Consider the following 13,243-nt stretch of genomic DNA (forward strand, 5'->3'; position numbering starts at 1 on the left):
GGTTCATTCCCGGGATCTCCTGATGGGCCGAAAGCGGACGGTGGCGAACGACGTTCCCCAGGATGCGGGATGACCGGGCCGTCCCCCGAGCCCAACGAGCTCTACCTGAGCGAGCAGCGCTTCCAGGCCATCTACGATTCCGTGAACGACGGGATCCTCATCCAGGACCTGGAAAGCGGCGCCACCCTGGACGTGAACCGCCGCTTCGGCGAGTTCCTGGGGCTCAGCCAGCAGCGGCTGCTGGGCATGGAGCTGGCCGACACCGGCCTGGGCATCTGGCCCTACACCCGGGAGGTGGCCATCGACTGGGCCATGAAGGCCATCGAAGGCGAGCCCCAGACCTTCGACTGGCTCTGCCCGCATCCCTCCGGGCAGCTGGTGTGGCTCGAGCTGAACATGCGCCGCACGTCCATCGGCGGCGTGGACCGCCTCCTGGTGACCGCCGGCAACATCACCGCCCGCAAGCGCCTGGAGATGGAGGCCACCGCCCGGCTCAAGCGGGCCGAGGCCCAGAACGCGGTGTCCCTCGCCCTGGCCGGCGTGGGCCCGGACTACGGGACCGCCCTCAAGCTCATCGCCCAGCACATGTCCTCCTCCGTGGGAGACCTGTGCATCCTCGACCTGGTGGGGGAGGACGGCCTCCTGCACACGGAAGTGGTCAGCCAGCCCTACATCGGCGGGGACGCCTACCTCCCCCTTCTGCGCAACCTGGCCCCCACGGCCACGGGGGTGCTGGGCCCCGGCGCGCTGCTGGGGGCGGGCCAGGTGGCCGGAACGGGCCAGAGCCTGCGCCTGGAGCGCGCCACGCCCGAGGGCATCCGCGAGCACCTGCCCCCCGCCTACCACCCGTACCTCGACCACTTCCGCGTCCACAGCCTCCTGGTGGCGCCCATGCGCACCGAGGGCAGCACCATCGGCACCATCACCCTGGCCAAGGGGGGCTCCTCGCGGGCCTACTCCATGGAGGACGAGGCCACCCTCCAGAGCCTGGCGGACCGGGCCGCCCTCACCATCACCAACGCCCGCCTCTACGCCAGGAACCTGGAGCAGGCCGAGGCGCTGCGCAGGGCCAACCAGGAACTGGAGCGGCGCGTGGAGGAGCGCACCGCGGAGCTGGAGGACGCCAACGCGCGGCTCCAGGAGATGGCCATGCAGGACGGCCTCACGGGGCTCGCCAACCGCAGGCGCTTCGACGCGGTCCTGGAGAGCGAGGTCCGCCGCGCCCGGCGCACCGGGGGCTGGGTCGCGCTCCTCCTGGGGGACGTGGACTTCTTCAAGAAATACAACGACCACTATGGGCACATGGCCGGGGACGAATGCCTCAAGGCCGTGGCGAAGGTCATGCGCGAGGTGTTCCGGCGCGCCGACGACCTCCCGGCCCGGTATGGCGGGGAGGAGTTCGCCGTGATCATCTCGGGCTCGACCCCCGAACAGGCCGCGTTCTCCGCCCAGATGTTCCGCAAGGCGGTGGAGTCCCTGCGCATCCCCCACGCCGACTCCTCCGTGGCCGAGGTGGTGACGATCAGCGTGGGCTACGCCGTGGCCCAGGTGAGCGCCGAGTCGAGCCCCGCCTGGTTCATCTCCAGGGCGGACGAGGGGCTCTACATCAGCAAGGCCAACGGCCGGAACCGGGTCAGCCTGGCGGACTAGCCCAGCGCCCGTTCGACTCGTCCGTTCGCCCAACTCGATATTTATGAGTTCTAATGACCTGCAGGTTGTAGATCTCGGCCATATGAACGATGATGGGGGACCTCCGAAGGCGGGGGTCGGGAGTTCAAGTGCCTAATAAACGACGTTGGGATCTTCTTAATACCTCGTTCCTCCTGGGAACCCTCGGCCTCGCCGCGGTCCTGGTGCCCCTGGAGTTCCGGCACTCCCTGACCCACTGGGGCGAATGGGTGGCCTTCGGGATCATGTTCTTCGCCATTGGCCTGGGCGTGACGGCCGGCTACCACCGCCTCTACAGCCACCGCACCTACCAGGCCTCCTGGCCCGTGCGGTTCGTGCTCCTGTGCCTGGCCGCGGCCAGCTTCCAGAACTCCGCCCTGCAGTGGTGCAGCAGCCACCGCATCCACCACCGCCACGTGGACCAGGAGCGGGACCCCTACAACAGCACCAAGGGCTTCTGGTACGCCCACTGGCTGTGGGTCATGCTGGCCGAGGGCACGCCCATCGAGGGCGTGGCGGACATGGAGAAGGATCCCCTGGTGCGCTGGCAGCACAAGTACCACTTCCTCATCGGCGGAATCGTCGCCCTGATCCCCGCGGGGGTGGGCCTCCTGCGGGGCAACCTCGCCGGCTACCTCATCATTGGCGTGCTCCTGCGCATCGTGGTGACCCACCACACCACGTTCTTCATCAACAGCGCCGCCCACTTCTTCGGCACGCGGCCCTACACCGACACGAACACCGCCCGGGACAACGCCTTCCTGGCGCCCTTCACCTACGGCGAGGGGTACCACAACTACCACCACATGTTCCAGTGGGACTACCGCAACGGCGTGAAGTGGTACCAGTTCGACCCCACCAAGTGGCTCATCTGGAGCCTGGCCCTGGTGGGCCTGGCCCGGGGCCTGCGCCGGGTGCCGGACGCCGCCATCCGCCGGGCCCGCCTGGCCATGGAGGAGAAGACCCTCCTGGCGAGCCTTGCCGCGCGCTCCCCCGCCGCCGACCGCCTCGTGGCCGCCCGGGCCCGCCTGGATCACGCCCTGGCCCGGATGCAGGAGCAGGTGGAAGGCTGGGAGGTCCGCAAGGCCGAGCGCAAGGCGCAGAAGCGCGAAGCCTGGGTGCTGAGGAAGGCCGAATGGAAGGCCGCCATGATCCAGTGCCGGGCGGAGGTGCGGGTGGCGTACTGGGAATGGAAGACCGCGCGCCTGGAAGTGCGGCGGCTCGCCTACGCCTAGAAAGGCCCGGTGATTGTGGGACGCCGCGTCCCGGAAGTGGGACGGTTCCGGGGCGCCCTTGCGGAACCCTGGAAGGCGATATCTTGATTTAAGGGGACTTGGCATTCAGGCACGGGTCTGGCTTCCTGGGGGGGCCAGACCTTCCGGAGCCGTTCATGGATATCGCCATCACCACCCCGCCCAGCCGCAAGAAGTACTACGCCTGGGGCGGCGCGGGCCTTGGCATCCTGGCGCTCACCATTGGGCTGGGGCGGCTGAAGCCCGCGGTGCCCTCCGTGGAGCGCCAGGGCATCCTCGTGGACACCGTCAAGCGCGGGCCCATGGTCTTCCAGGTGCGGGGCACCGGGACCCTCCAGCCGGTGGACGTGCGCTGGATCACCACCGGGTTCGACAGCCGGGTGGAGAAGATCCTCGTGTTCCCGGGGACCCCGGTGAAGGCCGACACCGTCATCCTCGAGCTCTCCAACCCCGAACTGCAGCAGGCCGCCCTGGACGCCCAGTGGCAGTTCAAGGCCGCCGAGGGGGAGCTGATCAGCGCCAAGGCCCGGGTCCAGGAGGCTCTGCTGGACAAGCGCTCCTCCCTGGCCACGGTCAAGGCCAGCTACGCCTCCGCGCGCATGGACCTGGACGCCAACGAGCGCCTGGAGAAGGAGGGGCTCGTGGCGCGCCAGGTGCTCCTGCAGGCCCGGGGCAGGGCCGAGGAGCTCACCACCCGCTACCAGATCGAGCAGGACCGCCTGAAGATCGGCGAGGCCTCCCTGGGAGCCCAGCTCGCCGCCAACAGCGCCAAGGTGGAGCAGGCCAGGGCCCTGTGGCTCCTGAAGGCCAGCCAGGTGGAGGCGCTCAAGGTTCGCGCGGGCCTCAAGGGCGTCCTGCAGCTTCTGCCCGTGCAGGTGGGCCAGCGCCTCGCCCCGGGCAGCACCCTGGCCAAGGTGGCCGAACCCTCGCGCCTCAAGGCCGAGCTGCGCATCAGCGAGACGCAGGCCAAGGACCTCGTCATCGGCCAGGCCGTCTCCGTGGACACGCGCAACGGGCTGGTGCAGGGGCGGGTGGCGCGCATCGACCCCGCCGTGGTCAACGGCACCGTCCTGGTGGACGCCAGCCTCGAGGGCGCGCTGCCCAAGGGCGCCCGGCCCGACCTGAGCGTCGAAGGGATCGTCGAGCTGGACCGCGCCGCCGACGGCGTCTTCGTCGGCAGGCCCGTGCAGGCCCAGGCCCACGGCACCCTCGGCCTCTACCGCCTCAGCCCCGACGGCTCCGAGGCCCAGCGCGTGCAAGTGAGGCTCGGGCGCGGCTCGGTCTCGACCATCGAAGTGCTCGACGGCCTCAAGCCCGGGGACCAGGTGATCCTCTCGGACACCAGCGCCTGGGACGCCTCCGACCGCATCCGGATCAAATAACCCCCTCCAGGAGTCCCCATGTCCCCCCGTTCCATCATCCAGCTCGACGCCATCCGGAAGGTCTTCACCACCGACGAGGTGGAGACCCACGCCCTCTCCGACATCCACCTGGAGGTCCAGGAAGGGGAGTTCATCTCCATCGCCGGCCCCAGCGGCTGCGGGAAGTCCACCCTCCTTTCCATCCTCGGCCTGCTGGACACGCCCACCCACGGCCGGTACACGCTCAACGGCAAGCCCGTGGCGGGCCTGAACCTCTCTGAGCGGGCCCGCATCCGCAACCACGAGATCGGCTTCATCTTCCAGAGCTTCAATCTCATCGGCGACCTCACGGTCTACGAGAACGTCGAGCTGCCCCTCGTGTACCGCGGCCTGCCCCTGGGCGAGCGCCGCACCCGCGTCATGGAGGCCCTGGAGGAGGTGGGCATGTCCCACCGCTCCAAGCACCTCCCCAGCCAGCTCTCCGGCGGCCAGCAGCAGCGCGTGGCCGTGGCCCGCGCGGTGGGGGGCCGGCCCTCCATCCTCCTGGCCGACGAGCCCACCGGGAACCTCGACTCCACCAACGGCGACGCCGTCATGGACCTCCTGAAGGAGCTCCACCGCCGCGGCTCCACCATCTGCATGGTCACCCACGACCAGCGCTTCGCCCAGCACGCCGACCGCACCATCCACCTGTTCGACGGGCGGGTGGTGGAGGAATCCCTGGCAAGGGCCTGACGGAGAATCCCATGCACCCCATCCTCGACGACCTCCGCCGCGCCCTGCGCTCCCTCCTCAAGAGCCCCGGCTTCACCGCCCTGGCGGTGCTGATCCTGGCGCTCGGCATCGGGGCCAACGCCGCCATCTTCAGCCTCGTGGACCGGGTGCTCCTGCAGCCGCTGCCCTACCCGGACTCGGACCGGCTCGTCGCCGTGTGGGGCGCCGTGCCCGTGCGGGACCGCTCCGACAACCCCCTTTCGGCCCCCGACTTCCTGGACTGGCAGCGGGACGCGGGCCAGGTGGAGGGCATGGCCGCCCTCACCAACGATTCCCTGAACCTCACCGGCGAGCAGGAACCCCAGGATGTCCCCACCGCCCGGGTCTCCTGGAACTTCTTCCGGGTCGTGGGGGTGCACCCGGTCCTGGGCCGGGACTTCCTGCCCGAGGAGGACCACACCGAGGGGCCCCGGGCCGTCGTCCTCATGCATGACTTCTGGGCCCGGCGCTTCGGCGCCGACCCCGGCATCGTGGGCCGCTCCATCCGCCTGAGCGGAATGGACACGACGGTGGTGGGAGTCATGCCCAAGGGCTTCCGCTTCAACCACCGCATCGGCGGCACCAGCATCCTGGTGCCCATGGCCTTCACGAAGGACCAGCTGGACCAGCGGGGCAGCCACTTCCTGGGGGCCGTGGCCCGGCTGAAGCCCGGGGCGACGGTCGCCTCCTGCGAGGCCGACTTCAAGCGCATCGCCGCCGCCCTCGCCACGGCCTACCCGGACTCCAACCGCCACTTCACCGCAAAGGTCGTGCGGCTCCAGGACCAGGTGGTGGTCAACGCCCGGGGGACCCTCCTGGTGCTGTGGGGCGCCGTGGCCTTCGTGCTCCTCATCGCCTGCGCCAATCTCATGAACCTCATGCTGGTCCGGAGCTCGCGCCGGCAGCGGGAGATGGCCATCCGCGCAGCCCTGGGGGCCGGCCCTCGCGCCCTGGTGTGGAGCGCCCTGGCCGAGAGCCTCGTGCTCGGCCTCATGGGAGGCGCCGCCGGCCTGTTCCTGGGCCACTGGACCCTGAACGGCCTGGTGGCCGTCCTGGGCAGCAATCGCGCGGGAATCGAACCCGTGCCCCTGGACGCGCGGGTGGTCCTGTTCACCCTCCTGCTTTCCCTGGGCGCCGCGGTCCTCTTCGGGCTGGTGCCCGCGCTCAACGCCGAACGGCTGCACCTCGCGGATTCCCTCAAGGAGGGCAAGGGCTCCGGCACGGCGTCCCACCCGCGCCTGCGGGGCCTCCTGGTGGCCTCCGAGACGGCGCTGGCCACCGCGCTGCTCATCGGGGCGGGGCTAATGCTCCGGAGCCTCGTGCACCTCCAGAACGTGGACCCGGGCTTCCGCTCCGACCATGTGCTCGTGGCGCGGATCACCCTCCCCCGCTACAAGTACAAGGACGCCGCCTCGCGCAACGCCTTCATGGTCGAACTCCAGCGCCGGCTGGAGGCCACCCAGGGCATCACCGCCGTGGGCTTCAACGACACGCCGCCCCTGGTGGGCTCGACCAGTTCGAGTTCCTACGACGTGGGGGACCAGGAGTCGGTGGATGGCCAGGAGGCCCTCAACCACCACATAACTCCGGGCTATTTCAAGGCCATGGGCATCCCGGTCCTCCGGGGCAGGGACCTCGCCCCCCAGGAAGCCGGGGCCATGCTCGTGAACGAGGCCTTCGCCCGCAAGCACTTCCCCCGCTCGAACCCCCTGGAGGGCAGGGTCTCCATGGACCGCAAGGAGGAGCCCTTCCTGTCCATCGTGGGCGTCGTGGGCGACGTGCGCCACGCCAGCCTGGCCAAGGGCGCGGTTCCGGAGATGTACTTCCCCATGGCCGGCCTCTCCACGGAGGGGTTCCCCATCCCCAGCTTCCTGGTGGTCCTGCGCACGGTTCCGGATCCGGTGGGCATGATCCCGGTGCTCAAGCGCGTGGTGCGTGAAGTGGACCCCGACCTGCCCCTGGGCCTTCCGCGGACCATGCAGACGGTCCTGACCCGGGACCGCCAGGACGCGCAGGCCCGGAGCATCCTCCTGGGCTCCTTCGCGGGGCTGGCGCTGCTCCTGGCGGCGGTCGGCATCTACGCGGTGGTGACCTTCCTCACCGCCCAGCGCACCCGGGAGATCGGGGTCCGCATGGCCATGGGCGCCCAGGTGCGGGACGTGCTGAAGCTGGTGGTGGGGCAGGGCCTTCGCATGGCCTTTGCCGGCGTGGCCGCGGGGGTCGCCATCTCCCTGGCCATGGGCCGGGCCCTGGACGCGCAGATCGCCGGCGTGAGGTCCTGGGACCCCGCGACCTTCGCCACGGTGGCGGGCCTGCTCGCCCTGGTGGGCGCCGTCGCCTGCCTCCTGCCCGCCCTGAAGGCCACGAAGGTGGACCCCATGGTGGCCCTGCGGAACGAGTGACGATGACCGGACTCGCCGACGACCTGAAATGGGCCCTCCGGTCCCTGGCGCGGACCCCCGGGTTCACGGTCCTGGCCGCGGTCCTGCTGGCGCTGGGCATCGGGGTGAACCTCGCCATCTTCACCCTGGTGGACGGCACCCTCCTCAAGCCCCTCCCCTACGGCAGGCCTTCGGGGCTGGTGGCCCTCTGGGAGCAGGTCCCCTCCCGGGCCGTCCTGCGCGACTACTTCTCCGCCGCCGACTTCCTGGACTGGCAGCGGGAATCCACCCGGATCCGGGGCATGTGCGCGCTGAGCACCGGGGCGATGAACCTCTCCGGGGACCATGAGCCCGAGCGCGTGCGCCTGGGCCGGGTCTCCTGGAACTTCCTGGACGTGCTCGAAGTGAAGCCCGCCCTGGGCCGGGGCTTCCTGCCGGAGGAGGACGCCCCGGGCGCGGCCAGGGTGGCGCTCCTCACCCACGAGTTCTGGCGGCGCCACGGCGGCGATCCGGGCCTCGTGGGCCGGAGCCTGCGCCTGGACGGCAACGACGTCCTGGTCGTGGGCGTGCTGCCCCCGGGCTTCGACCTGGCCCACCGCGTGGGACGCTCGGAGATCTTCATGCCCCTGGCCCTGACCGGGGCCGAGCGCGCCAACCGCGGCCGCCACTGGCTCACCGCCGTGGCCCGGCTGCGGGACGGCGTCACGGCGCGGGAGGCCGAGGAGGAACTCAGGCCCGTCGCCGCCCGCATCCTGGCCGCATCGCCGGGCCTGGCCCACGGCCAGACGGTGCGCGTGGCGCCGCTGCGGGACGAGGTGGTCAAGGACGCCCGGGGCACCCTGTGGGCCCTCCTGGGGGCCGTGGGCTTCGTGCTGCTCATCGCCTGCTCCAACGTGGCCAACCTGCTCCTGGCCCGGGGCTCCCGCCGCAGCCTCGAGCTGGCGGTGCGCTCCGCCATGGGGGCAGGCCGCGCGCGGATGTTCCGCCTCCTCCTGGCGGAGAGCTTCCTCCTGGGCCTCCTGGGGGCCGCGCTGGGGTGGTTCGCGGCGCGGATGGTCCTGTCGAGCCTCGCGGCCCTCCTGGGGCTGCCCCCGGCCGCAGGCGGCCTCCCGGAGGCCCTCTTCGCCCTTGTGCTGTCCCTGGCCTCGGCCCTGCTTTCGGGGCTCCTGCCGGCCTCGCGCTTTTCCGCCGTGGATCCCGGTCCGGCCCTGAGGGGCGGCGTGCGCGCCTCGGGCACGCCCGGCCAGCACCGTCTCGCGGGCCTGCTGGTGGCATCCGAGACCGCCCTGGCCACGGCGCTGCTCATCGGCGCCGGCCTCCTCCTGCGCACCCTGGTCCACCTGCAGACCGTGGCCCCCGGCTTCGAACCCTCGGCCATCATCATCCAGGTGTCCCTCCCGGCCTCCAGGTACCCCGGCAACGCCGCCCAGGGGGACTTCGCCCGGCGCATCCAGGCCCGGCTGGAGGCCGTCCCCGGGGTGCTGGGCGCCTCGGTCATGGACAACCTCCCCCTTTCGGGCTCCATGCGCCAGGCCGGCTACGACCTGGAGCCGGGGGTGCCCTCCCAGGCCGACCAGCTGGCGTTCTGCTACCGGGCCGCCCCGGGCCTCTTCAAGGCCCTGGGCGTTCCGCTGGTGCGGGGCCGCGACTTCGAGCCCACCGACAAGGACGCCACCATCGTCACCGAGTCCTTCGCCCGGAGGCACTGGGGCGCCCAGGATCCGCTGGGGCGGAGGGTCTTCATCGACGCCGAGGACCGCCACGGCATGACCGTCCTGGGCGTCGCGGGCGACGTGCGGCACGAGTCGCTGGCCGTTCCCGCGCGGCCGGGCTTCTACATGCCCCTGCTGGACCCGGGCCCCGCCTACATCACGGCGCCCGGCCTGGTGCTGGTCGTCCGTGCCGCGGCGCCCCCCGCCGCGCTCCTGCCCTCCTTCCGGCAGGCCCTGCGGGAGGTGGATCCCGACCTGCCCCTGGGCCCGGTCCGCACCATGGCCGACCTCATGGACCTGAACCGCAAGGATGCCCGCGCCCGGGGCATCCTCTTCGGCGGGTTCGCCCTGCTGGCCCTGGTGCTGGCCGGCGCGGGGATCTTCGGGGTGGTGAGCTACCTCACCGGCATGCGCCGGCGGGAGATGGGCATCCGCGCGGCGCTCGGCGCGGACCGCTTCGACCTCCTGGGCCTGGTGGTGGGCCAGGGCCTGCGCATGGTGGCAGCGGGAGGCGCCGCGGGCCTCGTCCTGGCCTTCGCCCTGGCCCGGGGCCTCCAGTCCCAGCTCCACGGGGTGGGTCCCCTGGACCCGGTGGCATACGGGCTGGCCGCGGGACTCGTGGGCCTGGGGGGCGTCCTGGCCTGCCTGGCCCCGGCCCTGCGCGCCGCGCGCGTGGACCCCGCCGTGGCCCTGCGCGCGGAGTAGGATAGTACGGACCCCGGAACCCCACCATGCCCTCGAACGCCCCCCGCATCCTGATCACCGACGACCAGCCCGATGTTCGCGAGAGCCTGAGGCTCCTCCTGAAGTCCGAGGGCTTCAGGACCGACACCGCGGCCTCCCCGGAGGCCGCGCTCGCGGCCCTGGACGCGGGCCGGCCCGACCTGGTGCTCATGGACATGAACTACAGCCAGGACACGACTTCCGGCGTGGAGGGCCTGGCCCTGCTGGAGGGCATCCAGGCCCGGGAGCCCGGGCTTCCGGTGATCGTCATGACGGCCTGGGGCAGCATCGACCTGGCCGTGGAGGCCATGCGGCGGGGCGCCAAGGACTTCGTGCAGAAGCCCTGGGAGAACGCCCGGCTCCTGGCGACCCTGCGCACCCACCTGGAACTGGCCGCGGCCCTGCGGAAGAGCCGGCGCCTGGAGGCCGAGAACCGCATCCTGCGCGAGGGCGCGCCGGCCATCGTGGCCGCCTCGGAGGCCATGGTCCACGTGATGGAGATGGTGCGCCGCATCGGGCCCTCGGACGCCTCGGTGCTCATCACGGGCGAGAACGGAACGGGCAAGAGCCTCCTGGCCCAGGCCCTCCACGCCGCCAGCTCCCGGTCGGACAAGCCCCTGCTCACCCTCAACGCGGGCGGGCTCTCCGAAGGCGTGCTGGAGTCCGAGCTGTTCGGCCACGTCAAGGGCGCCTTCACCGACGCCAGGACGGAGCGCGCCGGGCGCTTCGAGCTGGCCGACGGCGGCACCCTCTTCCTGGACGAGATCGCCAACGCCCCGCTGGCCCTGCAGGCCAAGCTCCTGCGGGTGCTGGAGACCGGGGAGTTCGAGCGGGTGGGGTCGAGCCGCACCCTGCGCGCCGACGTGAGGATCCTCAGCGCCACCAACGCCGACCTGGACGCCGAGGTGGCCGCGGGGCGCTTCCGCCAGGACCTGCGCTTCCGGCTGGACACCATCGAGCTGCGCGTGCCCCCCCTGCGCGAGCGCCCCGAGGACATCCTGCCCCTGGCCACGCGCTTCCTGGAGGAGAAGGCCGGGCGCTACCGCAAGGCCGTCGCGGGCTTCGACGCCGGCGCCCAGAAGGCCCTGCTGGCCCACCCCTGGCGCGGCAACGTGCGCGAGCTGGCCCACGCCGTGGAGCGCAGCCTGCTCATGGCCCCCGGCCCGTGGATCACGGCCCCCGACCTGCTGCTGGGCGCGAAGGGCGCCGCGGCGCCCGCCCTTGACGACCTGAGCCTGGAGGACATGGAGGCCCTGCTCATCCGCAAGGCCCTGGCCCGCCACGGCGGGGCCACCGCGGCCGCGGAGGCCCTGGGCCTTTCCCGCAGCGCGATGTACCGCCGCATGGCCAAGCTCGGCATCTCCGCATGACCCACGACCGGCGGATGCAGCTCCAGGCCCTCCTGGGCGCGCTGCCCGCCGTGGCGCTCTCGGGGCTCCTCCTGGCGCGCAGCCCGTGGCCCTGGCCGGCCCGGGCCCTGCTCCTGCTGGCGGCGGCCGGGGCGGCGTGGATCGCCGCCCGCTCCATCCGCGCACGGGTGCAGCGTCCCCTGCAGACCCTCTCCAACCTCCTGGCCGCCATCCGCGAGGGCGACTACTCCTTCCGCGCACGGGAGCCGGCCCTGGCCGACGCCCTGGGCTCGGTGTACCACGAGCTCAACACCCTCAGCGAGCTCCTGCAGCAGCAGCGCATGAAGGCCATGGAGGCCACGGCGCTCCTGCGGGCGGTGATGGCCGAGATCGACGTGGCCGTTTTCGCCTTCGACGGGGACGGCCTGCTGCGGCTGGTGAACCGGGCCGGGGCGCTGCTGCTGGGCAGCCCCCAGGAGCGGCTCCTGGGCCGGCCCGCCTCCGAGCTGGGGCTGGCCGGAGCCCTGGAGGGCGAGGCCTCGGTGCTGGCCGACATGGCCTTCCCGGGGCGCGCCGGGCGCTTCGAGCTGCGCCGGGGCACCTTCAGGCAGGGGGGGCGCGCCCACCGGCTCCTGGTGCTCTCCGACCTCACCCGGCCCCTGCGGGAGGAGGAGCGCAAGGTGTGGCACCGGGTCATCCGCGTCCTGGGCCACGAGATCAACAACTCCCTGGCCCCCATCCAGTCCCTGGGCGAAAGCCTCATCCGCATCCTGGAGCGCCAGGGCGAGGACTGGATGGACGACGCGCGCCAGGGCCTGGGCATCATCGCCTCGAGGGCCCAGGGCCTGGGGCGGTTCATGGAGGGCTACACCCAGCTGGCGCGCCTGCCGGAGCCCCGCAGGGCCCCCGCCGACCTGGAGTCCCTGGCCCGGCGCGTGGCCGGGCTGGAGCAGCGCCGGCAGGTGCGGGTCCTCCCGGGCCCCCCCGTGACCCTGCAGGCCGACGGCGACCAGATCGCCCAGGCCCTCATCAACCTCGTGCGCAACGCCGTGGACGCCGGGGAAGGGCCCGTGGACCTGCGCTGGTCCCTGCACCCCGGCGCCGTGGAGATCCTCGTGGAGGACCGCGGCCAGGGCCTGCCCACCGGAGGGAACCTCTTCGTGCCCTTCTTCACCACCAAGTCCGGCGGCAGCGGCATCGGCCTGGTGCTGAGCCGCCAGATCGCCGAGGCCCACGGCGGGAGCCTGGTGCTGGCCAACCGCGAGGACGGACCCGGGGCCCGGGCCGTCCTGCGGCTGCCGCTGGACCCGGATGCCGACGCTTCTCCCGCCCCGGGAACCTGATAGGGTTGAAGGATCCCAGCCTTCCTGTCTTCGCCCGGATCCATCGGCCGGCCCCGGCCGGGTCATGCCGCGCGATCCCAGGGCCTTCCCAGGATCGGAGCGATCGATGAACGACAGAATGAAAGCCTTCCTCCTCGCGGCGATGTGCGCCCCCCTCCTGCACGGCCAGGGCGCCGCCTCGCGCGTGGGCATCGCCGCCGGGTACGCCATCCCGACGGAGCTCCACGCGGCCAATGCCCTCGTCGCGGGGCTCAACGTGTATTTCCGGTCCCAGGGGCGCCTGCGGCTGGAAGGCGTCACCTTCGGTCCGAACCGGACCTGGGACACCTGGACGACCATGGAGAGCAAGGGCAGCGCCGTCACGCTCGGCTGCGACTGGATGCCCGGCAACGGGAAGGTGCGTGCGATCCTGGGGATCGGCGCCATGGCGTGGTCCCAGACCCTGGGCCAGCAGGCCATCGGGCCCAATGGAGGCGCCTCGTTCCGGACCTACGGGGGGAAGCGGTCCGGAGCCTCCATCGTGCCGGCCGCGGGGGTCCAGGTCAGGCTCACCCGGCAGCTCGCCCTGGAGGCCCGCTACGCCGCCGCGATCAATACGGGCCGGCACGACTACAACCTGAGCTACCAGGTGGGGAACGAGGAGCGCCCGATGAGCTACTTCGCGGTCAGCCTCGAGTACCGTTTCCCCAGGTTCCACTGA

The 13,243-nt window shown here is 72.0% G+C and carries 9 protein-coding genes; all 9 read left to right on the plus strand.

Going from position 1 to position 13,243, the window contains the following annotated elements; genetic code table 11:
• The first annotated feature begins 69 nt into the window (after nucleotides 1-69).
• The 9 genes from ACZ5MC_RS04650 to ACZ5MC_RS04690 all read left to right on the plus strand — a co-directional run bounded on the left by ACZ5MC_RS04650 (nucleotide 70) and on the right by ACZ5MC_RS04690 (nucleotide 13,243).
• Nucleotides 70-1,650: a sensor domain-containing diguanylate cyclase gene (locus ACZ5MC_RS04650; protein WP_464517143.1), complete on the plus strand. Its 1,581-nt coding sequence runs from the start codon at nucleotides 70-72 to the stop codon at nucleotides 1,648-1,650.
• Nucleotides 1,651-1,778: 128 nt separating this feature from the next.
• Nucleotides 1,779-2,903: a fatty acid desaturase gene (locus ACZ5MC_RS04655; RefSeq protein ID WP_464517144.1), complete on the plus strand. Its 1,125-nt coding sequence runs from the start codon at nucleotides 1,779-1,781 to the stop codon at nucleotides 2,901-2,903.
• Between the two features lie 155 nt (nucleotides 2,904-3,058).
• Nucleotides 3,059-4,303, plus strand: a complete 1,245-nt coding sequence (locus tag ACZ5MC_RS04660) for an efflux RND transporter periplasmic adaptor subunit (RefSeq protein ID WP_306599156.1) — start codon at nucleotides 3,059-3,061, stop codon at nucleotides 4,301-4,303.
• 18 nt (nucleotides 4,304-4,321) lie between these two features.
• Nucleotides 4,322-5,017 (plus strand): ABC transporter ATP-binding protein, encoded by a 696-nt coding sequence (locus tag ACZ5MC_RS04665; protein ID WP_306599157.1) that lies wholly within the window; start codon nucleotides 4,322-4,324, stop codon nucleotides 5,015-5,017.
• Nucleotides 5,018-5,028: 11 nt separating this feature from the next.
• Nucleotides 5,029-7,437: an ABC transporter permease gene (locus ACZ5MC_RS04670; RefSeq protein WP_464517145.1), complete on the plus strand. Its 2,409-nt coding sequence runs from the start codon at nucleotides 5,029-5,031 to the stop codon at nucleotides 7,435-7,437.
• A gap of 2 nt (nucleotides 7,438-7,439) precedes the next feature.
• Nucleotides 7,440-9,833, plus strand: coding sequence for an ABC transporter permease (locus ACZ5MC_RS04675; protein WP_464517146.1), 2,394 nt, complete (start codon nucleotides 7,440-7,442; stop codon nucleotides 9,831-9,833).
• A gap of 26 nt (nucleotides 9,834-9,859) precedes the next feature.
• Nucleotides 9,860-11,221, plus strand: coding sequence for a sigma-54-dependent transcriptional regulator (locus ACZ5MC_RS04680; protein ID WP_306599160.1), 1,362 nt, complete (start codon nucleotides 9,860-9,862; stop codon nucleotides 11,219-11,221).
• Nucleotides 11,218-12,543 carry a sensor histidine kinase gene (locus ACZ5MC_RS04685; RefSeq protein WP_306599161.1) on the plus strand — a complete coding sequence of 442 codons (1,326 nt, stop codon included), beginning with the start codon at nucleotides 11,218-11,220 and terminating at the stop codon, nucleotides 12,541-12,543. Before ACZ5MC_RS04680 ends, ACZ5MC_RS04685 begins: the two co-directional genes overlap by 4 nt.
• 106 nt (nucleotides 12,544-12,649) lie before the next feature.
• Nucleotides 12,650-13,243 (plus strand): hypothetical protein, encoded by a 594-nt coding sequence (locus ACZ5MC_RS04690; RefSeq protein ID WP_306599162.1) that lies wholly within the window; start codon nucleotides 12,650-12,652, stop codon nucleotides 13,241-13,243.

It is taken from the genome of Mesoterricola sp. JemC181 (genome assembly GCF_055384585.1).